The following is a 15745-nucleotide window of genomic DNA, read 5'->3' on the forward strand; positions in this document are numbered from 1 at the left end:
CGATGCGTGCGTAGACCGGCGGGACGATGCCGTCGCCGGCTCTCGCTCTTGTGCCGGCTCGCAACCGGCGTCCCGCCGCCGCGCTTTCACACGGTAAGTACGCGGGGGTGCTCGCGTCCGAAAGCCGCCCACGTTGGCGCGGAGGCGCATCGGACCGCGCCCTGCGAAGCCAGAAGAGCCCGCGAAGGCGGGCGATGAGCCCGCTCCGAAACGCAGGCGCGGCGGCTGTTGCGCCCCTCTTCGCGCTCTGCGCCGCGCGGGGCCGCTCTTTCGACCCATGAACGAGGCGTCGCGACGCTGTAGATGGCCTCGGAGATCCGCAGGAATCTGGCCACGAGGATCCGCGGAATCGTGACCCTCACGTCCGCAGAAAAGTGACCGTGGCGCCCGCGGAAATCTGACCCCCGGGCGCCGCGGAAATCGCACCCGGCGTCGCCCGGGTCAGCGCCTCTTCGCTGCCGCCGGGGCAGGCGGCGCGGCGGCCTCTGCCGTCGGCTTGGAGCGCGCCTCGCTCATGGCCAACGACTCCTTCTGCCGCCACGAGTCAGCATCGATGTCGAGGATGTGGCAGTGCTGGACGAAGCGGTCGATCAGCGCCGAGACGCACGCCGCGCCCGGAAAGACCGTGCTCCACTGCTTGAATGGCAGGTTCGTCGTCAGCACGAGCGATCGGCTCTCGTGCCTGCGGCTGATGAGGTTGTAGAGCAGATCGGCGGACTGACGGCTGCACGGCAGGTAGCCGATTTCGTCCAGGATCAGCAGCGACGGGGCAGTGTACTTTCGCAGCCGTCGCTCGAGGGCCGGCAGCGACTCCTGCTTGAGCAGATCCGCGAGCGCGGCCGACAGCGTCGTAAAGCGCACGGTGTAGCCGCGCTGGAGGGCGACCATGCCGAGGTTTTGGGCGAGCATGGTCTTGCCGACGCCGCTCGGACCTCGGAGCAGGACGTTGTGCCCCTTGGCGACGAAGTCGAGGGTCATCAGCTCCTCGACGAGCTCACGCTGGATCGTGCGCGGGTGGTTCCAGTCGAAGCGCTCGAGGGGCTTGAAGGTGCCGAGGGTCGCCGCCTTGGCGCGCGCGGCGAGGTTGCGCTCGGCGCGCTCGCGGCGGGCGATGGCGGCGAGCTCCTCGAACGTCTGCACCGGCGACAAGCGCGCCGTGGTCGCATGCGCGATGAGCGCGAGCAGCGCCTCGCGCGACACGCGTACGCCGAGGGAGTGAATCAGATCTGCGACGTCATCGTTGGGCATCGTAGGACTCCAGGTCGTGGGGAATCACGTCGCGATCGGGGACGTGGGCTCCGAGATCGATGTCGATGGGGACAGGGCCCTCGGCGGCGCGGCGACGCTCCTCGCAGAGCACGGCGAGGGCACCGGGATCGTGGGTGCCGCGGGCGATGGCCTCGCGCGCCGCAGCGCCGAGGATCTCGACGCCGTACAGGTCCAGAAGGCGCAGGGCCTTGGCGGTCATGAAGCCGACGTTGCGACCGGCCTCCACCCAGCGCTCTTGCAGGATCTCGAAGCCGGGGATCGCGGCACCGAGCCGCTCGCGCCCCTTGGCCTCGCGCGCGGCGCGCTTGTGGTCGAGCAGCTCGGCACGGTGCTCGGGCGCCTCGATGACCTGGCGTCGTCCCCAGCAGCGCACGTGCCGCGCAACCTCGGTGCCGCCGTCCAACAGCTGCACGGTCGTGTCACTGGCCACGAGCGTCAGCGTCTTGCCGTGGTGGAGCGACGGCGCCGAGTAGCGGTTTCCGTCGAAGTGGACGAAGGCGGTCTTGTCGACGGGCACGGGCTGGACGAGATCCGTCTCCGGCAGCGGGTCGGGCAACGCGAGCAGCCTCGTCCTCTCCTCCGCGAGCACCTGGTCGATGCGCCGCTCAGGCCATCGGGGGTGCGAGCGCACGTTGGCAATCTCGTCGAGGAAGACGAGCAGCTCGGCGTTGCCGCGATCGAGATCACGCATCGTGCGCGCGGCGAAGAAGCGGTCGCGCAGGAAGCGAATCGCCCGCTCGACCTTGCCCTTGTGCTGCGGTTTCCGCACGGCGCAGAGCCGCGGCGCGACGCGGAGCTGACCGGCGACCGCGAGCAGGTCCGGGTGGAAGCGCACGGCGTCGCCGTGGCGCTCGAGGACGACGGTCTTGGGGTTGTCGAACAGCCATTGTCTCGTAGCGCCGCCGAAGTAGCGGCACGCGCGCACGAGCGAGCGGCGGAGCGAGCTCGCGGACAGGTCGAGCACGAGCTCGCCCCAGATCGCGCGCGAGTACGACAGGACCATGACGAAGGCCCAGAGCTGGCGCGTGCCGCCCGCGACGCGCAGCTTGCCGACGTAGGCCCAGTCGATCTGGGCCTGCTCGGCGATGAGCGGCTCGACGCGGAGGAACGCCTCGCTCTTGGGCGCCGGGCGCACGAGCCGGACATGCCGTCGCACCGTGCGCATACTGCCCTCGTAGCCGCGCTCGACCAGCATGTCGTACAGGCGCGTGGCGCGGAGCCGGGGATACTGTGTCAGCGTCTCGATCACGAAGGCCTCGTAGCCGCGCAGCGGCAAAGGCACCTCGCTCACCGCGGCATCCGCGTCGCGAACGACGGGCCGCGAGCGCGCCCCCTTGCCGAGGCCGAGCACGCGCTCGACGGTGTCGTGGTGCAGACCGAGCTGCGTCGCGATGGTGCCGACCTTCCAGTGCTCGGCGAAGTGTAGGCGGCGAACCTCCGCCTCCTTGGCCTGGTCGATCGTCATCGACCGAGGCTCCTGCGAAGGCGATGCTCGCCACGGAAGTTACCGAGTCCCGGCAGGCGTTGCCCGCGGCGGGGCGGGGCGTCCATGAAGAGAGGCTCGACGATGTAGTGCAGCGTCGCGCGCGCGACGCCGAGGCCGTCGCACAAACCCAGCGCGAACAAGATGTCCTCGGACTCCGCAGAAACGACAGCACGGACCCTCTGGTCGTGCCAGAGCGCCATCGATTCGCACAGCATCGGCCCGGCGAACCGATGCGCCGGTGTGGCCACCGACCGCAGCCGGGCCTTCATCACCTCGTCGGGCCCCTGCGTCAGCAGCACCCGCGTCTCCCGCGCTGTCGCGGAGATCGTCATCACGAGTTCGTCCATTCCTTGACTCCCGCGGGCCGGCGGCGGCCACGTCGTCTGTCGACGTCGGCGCGCCGGTCCGCGGGCACACGCTGGCGGATGCGGGCAAGTTGTCGGAACCCGTATCCATCACGCGCCGGCCCCGTCGGACGCGGTAGGCACGCTGGTGATCCCGGTGATCGAGCCGCCCCTCAGCGGAGCGCTGGTGACGCAGCCGAGCCGCGCGCAGAGCCCGCTGGCGAGCCGCGGCGCGGCAGCCGCTGCCGCAGTAGACCTGCCCTCGATCACATCGGCCGCAGACGAAGAACATCTCGGCGCAGCACCCACAGCGGGCGAGCCGGAAGCTGTCTTGCACGAGTCCCCGGGCCAGCGCGCCGGGAAGTTGCCCTTGGCGGCTGGGTCGTGCGAGACAGGCCGAACATCGGTCTGTCGCCGATCCCCGGAAGGCCCTGGTCGCTACCCAGGGCCTTCTTCTTTCCGGCGCGCCGCTTGGGCGTGATCTCTACCGCCGCGCCTCGCCGGGGCGAACTTCCCGGCCGCCCGCGCCCGCCCCCAGGCGTCACGATGTGAGGGGCAGAAATCTGCGGATCGGGGTGGCCATTAACACGACGCGCGCGGTCCCGCCACATCGGTTCGCCGCGCCACACTTCCTCGCGCAGCGATCCGCCTTCTTTTACCTACGCGCCGCGACGGTTCAGGCCGAGGTTTTCGCGGGCCAATTGGGTCTCGCCGGTGAAGTGATTGACCTTGGTGAACTCCCGGTAGAACAGCCCGGAGACCACTCCGACGATCATGTAGACGTGTGCTGCGTTGTACGACTTCCGCATTTCGGTGCTCACTCCCTGTGATCAACCATCGCCCCGATGGGACTCCTTCAAGCACTCGCTAGGGTCACGCACGGCGGCGGAGCTGCAGCACGCCGAGCGCGATGCAGAACACGGCGGTGCCCCAGTGGATCGCGAGGTAGCCCGGGTGAGCGCCGCGCCACGCGAGCACGATGGCTCCGTCGACGACGGGGATCACGGAGCCGAGGAGCAGCGCGAGCGCCGCGGCGCGCCGCTCGCCGAGGAGCGCGAAGGCGATGAGCAAGACGCCGACGGAGAGGTCGCGCGCTCCCTTGGCGACGGCGTACGCGGCGAGGCCGGTGAGCGGCACGCCGAAGGCCGCCGCCGCGGTTCCGGGGACGACCAGGAAGCGCGCGCCGATGAAGCACAGCGTGAGGCCGGTGAGCAGCGTGGCGATGCCCGCGCCGTCGAGGCGGTGCGACGAAGGGGACGGAGCAGAAGAGGCGGTGGTGGCGTCGTTCATGCGCTGGATGTAGCCCTCGGCGGACGCGACCGCGATGGCCGGCGCGCGCAACGGATGATCCCAAACGCTCACGTTGAGCACGGTCTGGATCATCGCTAGGCTCCCGCCATGTACCAGGATGATCCGCTCTCGAACCGATTCTTCCTGGCGAAGCTCTCGTCCGAGGTCGTCTGCCGGACCGCTGCGCGAGGGGCCTGGGCGCTCGAGCTTCCGGCGCGTCCGATCCTGGTGCTCCACCACGTGACCGAGGGGAGCTGCGTGCTGCGCGCCGGGCGAGAGGCTGTCTCGCTTTACCAAGGCGACGTGGCGCTGGTGCGACCGAACGTGGGGCACCGCGTCGACCACGGCGACGCGAGGGCGAAGCCCGTGCTCCTCGACCGGTGGCTCGAGGTCTCGCGAGAGGAGGACGGCGAGCGCGTGCTCGGCCGCGGCGCCACCACGGCGCGCGCGCTGTGCGGCGTGTTCCGGTTCGAGCACGACGCGCTTGCCCCCTTGCTGCAGGTCCTGCCGACGGTGATCCACGCCGGCGCGCGGGCCGTCGAGGCGCGGCCCTCGTTTGCCGACGCGCTGGCGCGCCTGCGGAGCGAGCTGCGCGAGACGCGCCCGGGGGCGGGGCTGGCTCGCCGTCGCTGGCTCGAGCTCATCCTCATCGAGCTCGTGCGGCTGCTCGCCGACCGTGGGTGGTGGGGTAATTACCCCAGTCTGCTTGAAACGACCCCACTTTTGTGGGCGCAAACAACCCCACTATTCCGCCGTCGGGTCGGCGGGCGGATCCCCGAACAGGGACATCTGGATCGGCTTCCTGGGCTTCGGGCGCCAGGCGAACAGGTCGAGCTGGCGGGACTGCTCCGCCGACGGCGCGGAGGGCTCGACGTGAGCGGGCGCAGCGACGGGCACGGGAGCGGGCGGCGGTGGCGCAGGGGCGACGGGCGAGCTCGGAGTGGCGCCGCCCTGGACCACGCGCAGGAAGCCACGGCCGCCGGGCAGCGCGCGCGAGGTCCCCTCTGGCGTGCGGGGAGCGAGCGGCTTCGCGCTCGGCGCCGGCGTCTCGGGCACGGAGAGGAGCGCATCGAGCAGTTCCGGGAGCTCCCAGATGTGGCTCGTGACGCCGGCCGCCATCGCGGGCGTGACGCGCATCGTCTTGACGATGAGGCACAGGTTGTAGTGCGTCAGGCCGAGCGAGACGGCCGCGCGGTGGTGCTCCAGGTCTTTGCTGAAGGCCAGCACCAAGCGCCTCATGCGCCCGATGTGGTGCCGCAGGGTGGCGTTGTTCCGCTCGACGTGCGCGGTCGTCGCGGCGTCCATGTTCGGGGCGCCGAACACCACCCGCTTGGTCAGGAACGGGTTGCGGGGCGGCTCGTAGCGGTGGTCGTCGTCCCGCTGGCCACCCCGCGAGAAGTGCTTGATCACCTGCCCGAAGTCGACGCCGGGGCCGAAGCTGCTCCCGATCGCGCCCGGGTAGGCCGCGAAGCCGTCGGAGGTGATCGACGGCATGACGACGAGCCGCGCGCGGAGGTCCTTGATGAACGCCTCGGCGCTCGTCTCGTCGCGCTTGCCGACGTGCCACGTCACGACGTAGCGGCTCGGCATCGCGAGCGCCGTGAACGTGTACGCCTCACCGAGGCCAGCCGCGTGCTCCGCGGGTGTCACGCGCGACTGCTTCTTCTTCACAAACGACCAGACTTCATCGCTCTCGATGAGCGAGAGCGAGAGGTCGCGCGCCATGGTGTTGTGGAGGCTCTGCGCGGCGATGCCGACGCGAAGCGCGAAGCGGCGGATCGTCTTGCGCTCGACGCCCGTCATGCGCTCGACGGCGCGCTCGCTGTTGCCGTCCACCAAGGCCGCGAGCACGGCAAGCTGCCGCTCGCGTGGGAGCACGTTCGCCACGGGACCCTTGCCTTCCCCCGGCGGAGGGCCCACGATCCGGTCTGCCAGGACGCTGGACGGGGCAACCCGCTCGGCTTCTGCCGCCCTGCTCTCAGTTCGCAGCTGAGGGCGGGGCGTTTTCGTCTAAGGTCCTCTGATTATAGCGATTTCTCCGGGGAAAACCGCTCGGAAGGGCGCGCGGTAGATGCCGACAGGACGGGGTATGTCACAGCCGACGGGCGTCGTTGCACCGATCCGTCGTCGCCACGGCGCAATATCGGTGCCGACGCGGGGCGGCCATGATCGAGTTTCTCTCGGGGTTCGTGGCTGGACTGGTGGCGGCGGCGATGGTTGCTCGCTTCGGCGCGCGGCTCGTGCCCAGGTGTGGCGGAAGGCGTGATTGGGTGCCACCACGCATGAACGCGGACGTAGCCACACAACAAGCGCTCTCGATCGCGCTTTGGCGATCAAAAAACGGGTCGCCGCGTGGGCAAGCTTAGCTATTCAGGCTGGCCACCGTCGCTACCGCTGCCAAGAAGCTTCGGCGCACTCGCTTGCTTTGCTTGCAGCAAGTTGATACCGAGCTCTGACAATGGCAACCCAGTGAACTCAGGAAACTCCTCTTTAAGACTGGATGGGGCATTGTGTGCCTGAATCAGCCTCATGCCTCTCTCAGAGAGCTTCTGGTTCTTCTCAATGACGCGCATCAGCTTCGATATGTCTTCGCTGGTCGCATCCTTGTCGTGCTTCTCCGCGACGTCCTTAGCGAGTTTCTCAAGCAAGAGTTCCGTCACCTTTTGCTTCAGCAGTGACGGCTGCTCGAGATCAGCAACAGCCAAACCGAGAGCCCGATTTCGCTGATGTTCCGCATCCTGACGCTGCAATTCACGGTTTATCCACAGAGCCGCTCTGGCCGCAGCATATAGTAACGCAATAGCTTTCGCACCATCGAAAACCAGCTCAAGACACAGTGAACCATTGTCAAAATTCTGCACCTTTGGAGGCGCGAATTTATTTCCGCGTAGTGTCGATATCATCCATTGGATATCGTCGATAAAGTCTTTAAGATGCTCTAGATCCTCTTGCTGAGGAATCTGTACCGTAACGGATAGCGGCGATTGCTTCGGCAGCGACTGATTGATCGCCTGAAGTAGTGTGCGCCCAACAAATGCCACGCGGTGTAAGAGCTCTTTTATCTTGGTGTATTCCGCTGCTGGGACAACGACAGGGTCTCGATGCTCCGCGATAATGGGGTGGATTGTTACATCTGCGACACACGACCGCATCGCATCGATTGTGCTGAGGTTCTCGAGCGCCGTCCGGCACCTGTCTAGGAAAGTTAGTCTGTAGCCAGACGTCTTATCTGGCATGCCTGTCTTCTCAGCGTTTAGCTCGATATGTGGCAGATTGTCGGACAGAATTTCTTGTATCTCACGCAGTCTCATTGCTGTGTATGCCCCGGTTATCGGAGTGATGCTCGCCTGCGCCTAGGTGCGTGGCAACCCAGGAGTAGCCTCCTGCCTCGGCCCGTGAAACTGTTCACTAGTTCAGGTACATGTGTTCAGGCCGTGGCTGTGTCTAGATAAGGAAGGGAAGGCGAGATGATGGCTGGGAGAGGCTGGCTACCCGTCGCGCCGCGCGAAGTGCCGCTCGATGGCGTCGAGGATCTGCAAGGCACCGCGCGCTTCGGCGACGGCCTCGCGTTCGGCGCGCGTCGTCGCGCTCATCTGAGCGGCGAGCACGGCGGCCCAGAGCCGGTCGTGGTCCCAGGGGTGGATGACGTACGGGTCAAGGGCGCGCGCCTGCTCCGCGAGGTAGGTGAGGTCCTCCGTGGTCAGCACGCGGCGTGTCTCGCGGTCGTTCATCGCCTCCACCTCCGCAGCTTCAGCGCCAAGGCTTCGCGGGCGATCCTGAGCCTGGACGCCGCCGTGCTTGGGTTCATGCGGCGCCGTCGGGCGTACGCGGCGAGGCTCTCCGGGTCGTCCACGGAGAGCAACGCGTCCCGCTGCCAGGGCGGCAGGCTGGCCACGGCGTCGAGCACCTCACGTGCCTCGATCTGTGCGTGCATGTCGATGCCGACGGGCTCCCGCAGCAACCCGAGGGGGCTCGGATGAATCACGGCACGGCGTGCCCACGCGCTGTGGATGTAGTGCGAGGCGAGTCGCCACGCGATGCCGTGGAGCCACTTCCGGAGCGCGTCGCGCGGCTTGTCCTTCGGGTCGGGCCGGTACATGCCGCGGCGGACGGCGTTCCAGGCGTTGAGCAGCACCTCGGCTTCCACGTCGGCGCGGTCGCGCTTCGGGATGCCGGCGAGCGTCGCCAGGACGATGCCGCGCTCCGCGAGGATCGCCTCCATCGTCGGCTTCTTCCTGGGGTGTCGCGCGGCAGGCGGGCGTCCGGCCCCCTTCCGCGGGCGCTTCATCCAGACCTCCCGCAGGTTGGGCAGCGGTCAGCGGCGACCGGTCGGCCCAGGAGGCGTTCGATGGTGGTTCCTGCCGCACGCGCGGCACGCATGGCGGTACCGGGCGACCCGCCGTACTGGCCCGACGCGATCGCGCGGATCGAACGGGTCGGCATGCCCATCACCTCGGCAAGGCATGCCCACGTGCCGTACGGGGCGCGGAGGTTCCGCAAGGCTGCCCGAAGGCGCTTGCGCTCGGGTTCGGTGAGGGAACGGGTGACGCAGACGCGGCGGCTGCGTGTGGGTACACGTCCGCCTTGCCCACCGTCGGGTGGGATCAGGTATAGCTGCACTGTCGGACTCCGGTTGGAACGGGGTTCGGCCACGCAGCCCGGGCGACGCCAATCGCCGCGGGCTGCACTACTTCCGGCCGAACCTACCCGCTCACGCGAGCCTCGGAGTCAAATGACCCCACTTTCGGTCAAATGACCCCACTACCCGACCGTGAGCCCGCGAAGCTCGCCGCGCTCGGCGCCACGCAGGACGTCGTCGTCGCCCGCGCGATCGCCGAGCTCGTGCACGACCCGGCGCGCGCGTGGGGCGTCGACACCCTGGCGCGAACGGTGGGCGTCTCGCGCGCCACGCTCGCCCGGCGGTTCCTCGAGGCCACGGGCGCGCCACCCATGGCGTACCGGGCGACGCTGCGCACCGAGCACGCGCGCCGCCTGCTCCGCGAGACGACGCTGTCGAACCAGCAGATCGCCCACGCGGTCGGGTTCGCCACGGTGCAGGCGTTTCAGCGCGCGTTTCGGCGCGAGACCGGGGCGACGCCGTCGGCTGTCCGCGCGCAGCTGCGCGCCGCACACGGCTGAATCACCGCGCAGGAACGTCGATCAGCTCGTGACGTAGCTCGAAATAAGCGGACGTCTCGTTCGCTTGGGAATCGCCAGACCCTCGACGAGAGAATTCTTCTCCGTCAGGGAGCCAGGGACGTCAGGGGCATCGAGCTGCGGTGTATTCGCCGTTGGCGTCGAAGTCGTGGGTATCGGTGCCGCTCAGCCGGACCACGACCTCCGCGGCGTCGATGCTCACGATCTCCATCGTGCCGGACCTGAAGGAGCCATCGCCCCACCAGCAGCCGCCCCTGTCAGGGCGGCTCACAGTGTAGTACGAGAACAACACCTCCGGCGCGCTCAGATCGATGATGCCGGACACCTGCAGCGCAGGGGGAATGCTGATGCCCCACTGCCAGTTGCCGCAGCCGATGGTCCCGGATGGATCCGCGCAGGAGCTCACCGGGGCGCCGAAGATGATGAAGAGATCGTTCGGAGAAGTGCCCGGCCCGCCGGCGGAGGAGCTGCTCCCGGACTCGTTCGACGGTTCGGGGAACTGATTCCTGAAGAGCGCGATCGCGCCGGCCGTCGCCGGCCCGGAGCCGCTCCCGGTCGAGGCGGACCGCCGGCGCCGACCGACGAGCCGCCCCCGGTGCTGGAGTTGCCACCTCGCGAGGACAGCCCGCGCAAAGCCATTCCGAGCTGTCAAGAATTTCCCGCCAACGACCGGCAGTCGACATAACGTCCAAAGGCACGATCCACTGATCCGCCTACCATCGTCATGACGGTGGCGTTCGAGCCTCCAGCGACCCCGCCGTGGCGATCCTCACCGAACGGTGAATTTTGGCAAGCGCTGTCGCATCTAGAGCGGAGAGCAGGTCGAGGGATACAGTACCCGCAGTGCTTGAACCAGCCGCGAGCGTCCGCCGGAGTGATCGCGCCGATCGCATGCCCCATCGACTTGTAGACGGCTGAGGGCGATCGAGGTGCGTCCGCTCGGATCGACTCTTTGATCTTGGAACCACAATTCTCGACCGGAGAAAAGTCCGGGGAGTAGGGCGGCAGGTACATCAGCTTCGCGCCAGCGCCTTCGATCGCTTCGCGAACGCCCCGCGTGCGGTGCGCCCCGAGGTTGTCCGCGATGACGACTTGGCCTGGCCTCAGCGCCGGGACGAGCTGTCCCTCGATGTACGCGCGGAAGGCTGCGCCGTCCATGGTGCCCTCGAACGCGAAGGGAGCGACGACACCATCGAGGGCCAGCCCGATCGTGAGCGTGATCATAGGGTCGGTGTTGAGCGGCACCGCACCGTGGGCACGGATTCCCCGTGGCGCCCATGCGTGCCTCCGCGTCATGCCCAGATTGGTCCCAAATTCATCAATAAAAACAAATTCTTGCGGGTCGAGCCGAGCGAGCTTCTTTGCGAATGCCTGGCGAGCCGCTGTCACATCTTCCGTGTCGCGCTCGGCTGCGTGGAGCGCTTTTTTTTCCGGGTGATGTTCAGCCGCCGCAACGCCCGGCCGACGGTATGGCGGCTGGCTACGATGTGATCACGGCGCGCGAGCTGGTCAGCCAAATCGTCCAGGGTCGCGTCGGAGGAGGTCGCCACGAGCGACCTCAGGTCATCCAGGGCTTGCCCGTCGATCTTCGGTCGCGGCCCGTTGGCGCGAGGGCGCGGCGCAACGCTGCCGGTCGTCCGGTAGAGCGTGAGATAGGACTGCACGGTTTTCGGTGCGACTTCGAACTGCTCAGCCAGGTCGCGTACCGATCCTTCCCCATTCTTGTACGCCTTGACGATGCGCTCTCGAAGGTCGAGTCCGCAGGGTCGCATCCTTGCTGCCCTCCCGCTACGGGGATGCAAGCAGCGTGCACCTCGGACCTGCTCCCCGCTCTAGGGCGGGAAGCGACGAGCTCTGGACCGCGCAGCTCGACGGGCGCAGCGCGGCCCGGCGGGTCTCCGGGCAGATCGGATGTGCCCCCTGCCCCGTGCGCTCCGGTGCGAGCGCCCCGAAACCGAGGAGGAACGATGCGCCTTCCAGGCAAAATTGGCATTTTGCTATTCCGTACGCTTGGCTTGTTGTTCGGCTTCGTGCTGCTGCCCGATGCGGCGCACGCGGCCACCACCGCGATCACGTACACCATCGGCCACGCCGATTGCGGCGTGAACATCAGCTTCGCGCTGTACATGAACGGCACGCTGCTCGACACCGTGCCAGGCTCGAACGGCTGCGAGTGCAACGCCTCGCCGCTCCGGGTGAGCATCACCGATCCGGCGTTGCTCGCGCTCTACAACCCCGCGGGCTGTAACGACTTCCAGGTCGCAAAGGTCGGTGATGAGTACGTTTTGTTGGGCTACGTGCGCGTCGACGTCGCGTCGGACGAGGGAGCGGCGTCAGCGTGTCTTTTCGACGCCAACTGGACCGGCCCCAGCGTGCGCTGCGCCGACCGGGATCTCTGCGAAGGCTACGAGGTTGACCCGTTCCCCGTGGGGAGCGCGGACGGGGATGGCGACGGCGTCACGGCGGGTGCGGGCTCGGGGTGCGACAACTGCTCCGACGCCTACAACCCGGACCAGAGCGACGCCGACGGCGACGGGTTCGGTGATGCCTGCGACTACTGCGCAGGATCAGGGTCGTACAACAGCGACAGCGATGGACTCTGCGACGAGGCGGACAACTGCTCCGCGGCCGCCAACCCGGACCAGAGCGACGCCGACGGCGACGGGTTCGGTGATGCCTGTGACTACTGCGCAGGCTCAGGGTCGTACAACAGCGACAGCGATGGACTCTGCGACGAGGCGGACAACTGCGCCGCGACCGCCAACCCGGACCAGCGCGACGCAGACGGCGATGGCGTGGGCGACCGCTGCGACAACTGCGTGGACACGCCGAACCCCGGCCAGCAAGACAGCGACTGGAACGGCCACGGCAACGCGTGCGACCCCTGCTACGCGTCCGGGGACACCGACATCGACGCCGACTGGGCCTGCGACGGGGAGGACAACTGCTTTGACGCCTACAACCCGGACCAGAGCGACGCCGACGGCGACGGGTTCGGTGATGCCTGCGACTACTGCGCAGGCCCAGGGTCGGACGACTTCGACTGGGATGGGATCTGCGACGGGGAGGACAACTGCATGGCCGCGCCGAACTACGGCCAGGCCGACGCCGATGGCGACGGCCGGGGCGACCTCTGCGACAACTGCGCGGCCACGCCGAGCCCCAGCCAGAACGACAGCGACCGTGACCTTGTGGGCGACGCCTGCGACAACTGCGCGGCCACGCCGAACCGCAGCCAGGCCGACAGCGACGGTGACGACGTCGGCGACGCGTGCGACAACTGCGCGGCCACGCCGAACCCCGACCAGGCCGACAGCGACGGTGACGGCGTGGGCGACGCTTGCGACGTCGCCTGCGTGACGATCCAGCGGGGCACCTTCGGCCAGGTGGCGGACACGGCGATCTGGGCGCTGTACCCGAGTTACAACGAGGGCAGCTCTTCCTATCTCCACACGGGCCTGAGCAACGGCGCGGAGAAGAACGCGCTGTACCGGTTCGAGCTCGACTCCGTCCCGTACGGCGCCACCGTCGCGTCGGCCACGTTCAGCACCGCGCTCTACAGCTCCGGCACGGGCGAGATCCGGGTGCACCGCATCAACGCCTCCTGGGCGGAGTCCACGGTGACCTGGAGCAGCTTCGCCGACAGCTTCGAGCCGGCCGTCGAGGCGACGTTCCTCGGGGCCTCGTCCGGCGTCGCGACAGTCGACCTGACCGCGCTCGTCCAGGCGTGGGTCGACGGCGTGCACCCGAACCACGGTTTCCTCCTGGAGGAGGACCTGACGGCGCGCACCAGCTACCGTTCGAGCGAGCACGGCATCCTCGGGGACCGCCCCTCGCTCGAGGTGTGCTTCCACTGACCGCCTCCTGACCCCGGCCGCTTCCGCCGCGTCGCGGGCCCGCCGGTTGAACGGGGCGAGCCGCGGCGGCATCAGAGCCGCGTACTAGCCCGGAGGCCCCATGCGTTTCCCTCGGACGGTCGTCGGTTGTGCGGTCGCATCGTGGATGTCCCTCTCGACCACCTCCGCGCTGGCGGAGGTGGTCCTGGACCAGATTCAGTTCTTCGGGCGAACCACCTGGAGAAAAGATCACAAGAGCGCGATATCCGATTTCAACAACATCCAGGTCAGCATCGCCGCAATACCCTACGAAGACGTCTACTCCGTCGAAGCCGAATACGCAGGGGTGACGACCCCGCTCACCTTCAACGACTACAACAATCGCTACTATGCGACGATCGACACGAGCACGGTGCCCTACGGCCCTCACACCTTGACGTTCACCGCGTACGACAAGCTCGGCAGAGCGTCGACGCGGCAGTATACCGTGCACAAGTACGCGCCGCCCAGCGTCTGGGTGGCGAGCCCGCGGCCAAACCGCACGCTCACCGGGGACACCCGCATCGCTGCGACGTGCGTGGGGACGCCTCCCTATTCCTGCACGCAGTTCAAGGCGCGCGTCCGGAGCCAGGTGCGCGATGAGGTGCTGGTCGGCGTCCCGTCGTCGGTGCCAGGGAGGATGGACGTGCTGCACTACCTATCATCGCCGCTTCAGTCGGGCGAGGTGCTCACGATCAGGCTCGAAGCGATGGACGACGTGGGCCCCGTCTGGTACGGGCCGACCCTCGGCGGGGGACTCGGCTTCTACGACTGGGCGCTCCCGCGCGTCTACGTCGAGCGGAGCCCGAAGCTCACCGCCGTCCAGCGCGCCCCCGGCGCCATCCTCGATTTCGACGCGACGCGTGTCCTGTTCATCGATCACGCGCTCCAGATCGGCGTCGTCGATCGCATGACGCAGCAGGTGACGTGGCTCGGGGAGCTCCGGATGCACCATGATTGGATGCACAAGCCTGGTTACGGGGCGCTCACGCCGTCCGGCGCCGCCATGCAAGCGTGGTACGGATACGTCTTCCTGTGGAAGGACGGCGCGCTGGACCGGACGCCCAGGCAGGGCCGCCTCGACGCGGTGAACGGCGATACGCTCCTGTGGACGAGGGCCGACGACGACGAGGCCATCGTGCACACGTTCTCGACAGGCGTCGAGACGAGCTTGTGGCTCGACCCTGGCAGCGCGTCGCCGTTCCAGGCCGACATCACGGCGTCAGGCGACACCTACTACAGCACGCACGAAGAGCCGTGGATCCGCGGGCCGGGCGAGATCCGCCTCGGGAACCACCCCGGCTACTTGCAACGGCCGATCACCGACGGGACGAACGTCGCCGGCCGGTGGTGGAACGGATCGGTGAGCTCGAGCTACCTCTACACGGCCGACGGCGCGGAGGTGTTCCTCGGCGACTCCAGGACCGGCGATGCGGCAGGGCTGCTGCTGCACGCAGGATATGCGGCCTACCTGAAGAGCGACGGGGCCGTCAACCAGGTATGGCTGCGGACCCCTCGGGCGACGAGCACCAGCTGAGCAGCTTCGCAACGCCGAGCCAGTTCGATCAGCAGGAGCTGCGCATCGGGCACGACGGCATCAGCGACACCGGCGAGGTCATGTTCCTCAACAACAAGAAGCGCTACATCGGGCGGCCTGGCGCCGCCCCGGAGGAGATCAGCAGCGACCTCGGACACGGGCGCTGGTTCGACGGGGACTGGTACGTCACCCTCGGTGACACCTTGTTCAAGGTGGCGAGCGCAGAGGCGCCGGCCTTCCTCGCCGCGTTGCAGGGCGAGGCGGCGCCCGTCAACGCCGACGACGAGGAGCAGTACGACCTCACGCTCACCGCGCCCGCCCCGGGCGAGCCCCTGGATGCATGGACGCGAGCGGGGGACCTGCCCAGGCCTCCCAGCGCCGCGCTCGCGGTCGTCCAGCGCAGCATATCTCGACGTCTCATGCGCACGAGGTGACTCGCGACCTCGCGCTCTCCCATGCGACCCATTGACTGTGCGGCATCTCGTCGCATCAGGGCTGCATGGCCTCGCGCGGTGCCGGACGCTGCCTGGATTACCGGCGCAGCGGACGCCACGAGCTCGCCGTCTCCGCGGCGTCGATCGTCAAGAGCCATGTGTCCTGTCGTGAGCCGCCGGCACCCCTAGCTCGTGGCACGCGCGCCCACGTGGCACGTGGCACGTGGCACGTGGCACGTGCCACGTGCCATTCGTCCGGTGCCGCCGGCTCGCTCTCGGGCAGGGACCGCCGCGCCGTGACCCCGCCCTTCGAGCAGTGCACGCCGCGGACGCCGCCTGCCGCGCCGCTCGGC

Annotated in this window: 16 protein-coding genes and 1 pseudogene; 5 read left to right on the top strand and 12 right to left on the bottom strand. The window is 68.2% G+C overall.

The window, feature by feature from the left end:
• Positions 1-441: 441 nt before the first annotated feature.
• The 5 genes from istB to WME73_RS36455 all read right to left on the bottom strand — a co-directional run bounded on the left by istB (position 442) and on the right by WME73_RS36455 (position 4482).
• Positions 442-1248 (bottom strand): IS21-like element helper ATPase IstB, encoded by an 807-nt coding sequence (gene istB / locus WME73_RS36435; RefSeq protein WP_437741864.1) that lies wholly within the window; start codon positions 1246-1248, stop codon positions 442-444.
• Positions 1235-2734: an IS21 family transposase gene (istA, locus tag WME73_RS36440; RefSeq protein WP_437741865.1), complete on the bottom strand. Its 1500-nt coding sequence runs from the start codon at positions 2732-2734 to the stop codon at positions 1235-1237. Before istA ends, istB begins: the two co-directional genes overlap by 14 nt.
• Positions 2731-3102 carry a hypothetical protein gene (locus WME73_RS36445; RefSeq protein WP_437741866.1) on the bottom strand — a complete coding sequence of 124 codons (372 nt, stop codon included), beginning with the start codon at positions 3100-3102 and terminating at the stop codon, positions 2731-2733. The genes istA and WME73_RS36445 overlap by 4 nt, the downstream gene beginning before the upstream one ends.
• A 656-nt stretch (positions 3103-3758) precedes the next feature.
• On the bottom strand, positions 3759-3908 hold the full coding sequence (locus tag WME73_RS36450) for a DUF2871 family protein (protein WP_437852202.1): 150 nt from the start codon (positions 3906-3908) through the stop codon (positions 3759-3761).
• 64 nt (positions 3909-3972) lie between these two features.
• Positions 3973-4482 (bottom strand): DUF4267 domain-containing protein, encoded by a 510-nt coding sequence (locus tag WME73_RS36455; RefSeq protein WP_437917480.1) that lies wholly within the window; start codon positions 4480-4482, stop codon positions 3973-3975.
• Between the two features lie 15 nt (positions 4483-4497).
• Here WME73_RS36455 and WME73_RS36460 point away from each other — a divergent pair.
• Positions 4498-4998: pseudogene (locus tag WME73_RS36460) on the top strand (cupin domain-containing protein); the annotation flags it as partial.
• Between the two features lie 135 nt (positions 4999-5133).
• Here WME73_RS36460 and WME73_RS36465 read toward each other — a convergent pair.
• From WME73_RS36465 to WME73_RS36480, 4 genes are all read right to left on the bottom strand, one after another.
• Positions 5134-6276 carry an IS1 family transposase gene (locus tag WME73_RS36465; RefSeq protein ID WP_437912535.1) on the bottom strand — a complete coding sequence of 381 codons (1143 nt, stop codon included), beginning with the start codon at positions 6274-6276 and terminating at the stop codon, positions 5134-5136.
• 479 nt (positions 6277-6755) lie between these two features.
• Positions 6756-7625 (bottom strand): hypothetical protein, encoded by an 870-nt coding sequence (locus WME73_RS36470; RefSeq protein WP_437912536.1) that lies wholly within the window; start codon positions 7623-7625, stop codon positions 6756-6758.
• Between the two features lie 252 nt (positions 7626-7877).
• Positions 7878-8120 carry a hypothetical protein gene (locus tag WME73_RS36475; RefSeq protein ID WP_437912537.1) on the bottom strand — a complete coding sequence of 81 codons (243 nt, stop codon included), beginning with the start codon at positions 8118-8120 and terminating at the stop codon, positions 7878-7880.
• Positions 8117-8677, bottom strand: a complete 561-nt coding sequence (locus tag WME73_RS36480) for an RNA polymerase sigma factor (RefSeq protein WP_437912538.1) — start codon at positions 8675-8677, stop codon at positions 8117-8119. The genes WME73_RS36475 and WME73_RS36480 overlap by 4 nt, the downstream gene beginning before the upstream one ends.
• A gap of 464 nt (positions 8678-9141) precedes the next feature.
• Here WME73_RS36480 and WME73_RS36485 point away from each other — a divergent pair, with 464 nt between their 5' ends.
• A complete protein-coding gene (locus tag WME73_RS36485) occupies positions 9142-9528 on the top strand; it encodes a helix-turn-helix domain-containing protein (RefSeq protein ID WP_437912539.1) in 387 nt (128 codons plus the stop codon).
• A 121-nt stretch (positions 9529-9649) separates the two neighbouring features.
• Here the strand turns inward: WME73_RS36485 and WME73_RS36490 are convergent, their stop codons facing one another.
• Genes WME73_RS36490 through WME73_RS36500 form a run of 3 tightly spaced genes read right to left on the bottom strand, consistent with a single transcriptional unit; the run spans position 9650 to position 11318 of the window.
• A complete protein-coding gene (locus tag WME73_RS36490; RefSeq protein ID WP_437912540.1) occupies positions 9650-10198 on the bottom strand; it encodes a hypothetical protein in 549 nt (182 codons plus the stop codon).
• On the bottom strand, positions 10195-10935 hold the full coding sequence (locus tag WME73_RS36495; protein WP_437912541.1) for a transposase: 741 nt from the start codon (positions 10933-10935) through the stop codon (positions 10195-10197). Before WME73_RS36495 ends, WME73_RS36490 begins: the two co-directional genes overlap by 4 nt.
• Complete coding sequence (locus WME73_RS36500) at positions 10932-11318, bottom strand: helix-turn-helix domain-containing protein (RefSeq protein ID WP_437912542.1); 387 nt, start codon at positions 11316-11318, stop codon at positions 10932-10934. The genes WME73_RS36495 and WME73_RS36500 overlap by 4 nt, the downstream gene beginning before the upstream one ends.
• A 243-nt stretch (positions 11319-11561) precedes the next feature.
• Here WME73_RS36500 and WME73_RS36505 point away from each other — a divergent pair, with 243 nt between their 5' ends.
• From WME73_RS36505 to WME73_RS36515, 3 genes are all read left to right on the top strand, one after another.
• Positions 11562-13403 carry a DNRLRE domain-containing protein gene (locus tag WME73_RS36505; RefSeq protein ID WP_437912543.1) on the top strand — a complete coding sequence of 614 codons (1842 nt, stop codon included), beginning with the start codon at positions 11562-11564 and terminating at the stop codon, positions 13401-13403.
• Positions 13404-13503: 100 nt separating this feature from the next.
• The gene (locus WME73_RS36510; RefSeq protein ID WP_437912544.1) at positions 13504-14958 is read left to right on the top strand and encodes a hypothetical protein; all 1455 of its coding nucleotides are present in this window, start codon (positions 13504-13506) and stop codon (positions 14956-14958) included.
• Positions 14922-15392, top strand: coding sequence for a hypothetical protein (locus WME73_RS36515; protein ID WP_437912545.1), 471 nt, complete (start codon positions 14922-14924; stop codon positions 15390-15392). Before WME73_RS36510 ends, WME73_RS36515 begins: the two co-directional genes overlap by 37 nt.
• Positions 15393-15745 lie beyond the last annotated feature (353 nt).

It is taken from the genome of Sorangium sp. So ce302 (genome assembly GCF_051530145.1).
In the GTDB taxonomy this organism is placed as follows: Bacteria; Myxococcota_A; Polyangia; order Polyangiales; family Polyangiaceae; genus Sorangium; species Sorangium cellulosum_B.

Coding starts and splice junctions, on each gene's coding strand:
- WME73_RS36480 (WP_437912538.1), bottom strand. CDS start 8,677: ATGAAGCGCCCGCGGAAGGGGGCCGGACGCCCGCCTGCCGCGCGACAC.
- WME73_RS36510 (WP_437912544.1), top strand. CDS start 13,504: ATGCGTTTCCCTCGGACGGTCGTCGGTTGTGCGGTCGCATCGTGGATG.
- WME73_RS36455 (WP_437917480.1), bottom strand. CDS start 4,482: ATGATCCAGACCGTGCTCAACGTGAGCGTTTGGGATCATCCGTTGCGC.
- WME73_RS36485 (WP_437912539.1), top strand. CDS start 9,142: ATGACCCCACTACCCGACCGTGAGCCCGCGAAGCTCGCCGCGCTCGGC.
- WME73_RS36500 (WP_437912542.1), bottom strand. CDS start 11,318: ATGCGACCCTGCGGACTCGACCTTCGAGAGCGCATCGTCAAGGCGTAC.
- WME73_RS36445 (WP_437741866.1), bottom strand. CDS start 3,102: ATGGACGAACTCGTGATGACGATCTCCGCGACAGCGCGGGAGACGCGG.
- istB (WP_437741864.1), bottom strand. CDS start 1,248: ATGCCCAACGATGACGTCGCAGATCTGATTCACTCCCTCGGCGTACGC.
- WME73_RS36450 (WP_437852202.1), bottom strand. CDS start 3,908: ATGCGGAAGTCGTACAACGCAGCACACGTCTACATGATCGTCGGAGTG.
- WME73_RS36475 (WP_437912537.1), bottom strand. CDS start 8,120: ATGAACGACCGCGAGACACGCCGCGTGCTGACCACGGAGGACCTCACC.
- WME73_RS36515 (WP_437912545.1), top strand. CDS start 14,922: ATGGCTGCGGACCCCTCGGGCGACGAGCACCAGCTGAGCAGCTTCGCA.
- WME73_RS36470 (WP_437912536.1), bottom strand. CDS start 7,625: ATGCCAGATAAGACGTCTGGCTACAGACTAACTTTCCTAGACAGGTGC.
- istA (WP_437741865.1), bottom strand. CDS start 2,734: ATGACGATCGACCAGGCCAAGGAGGCGGAGGTTCGCCGCCTACACTTC.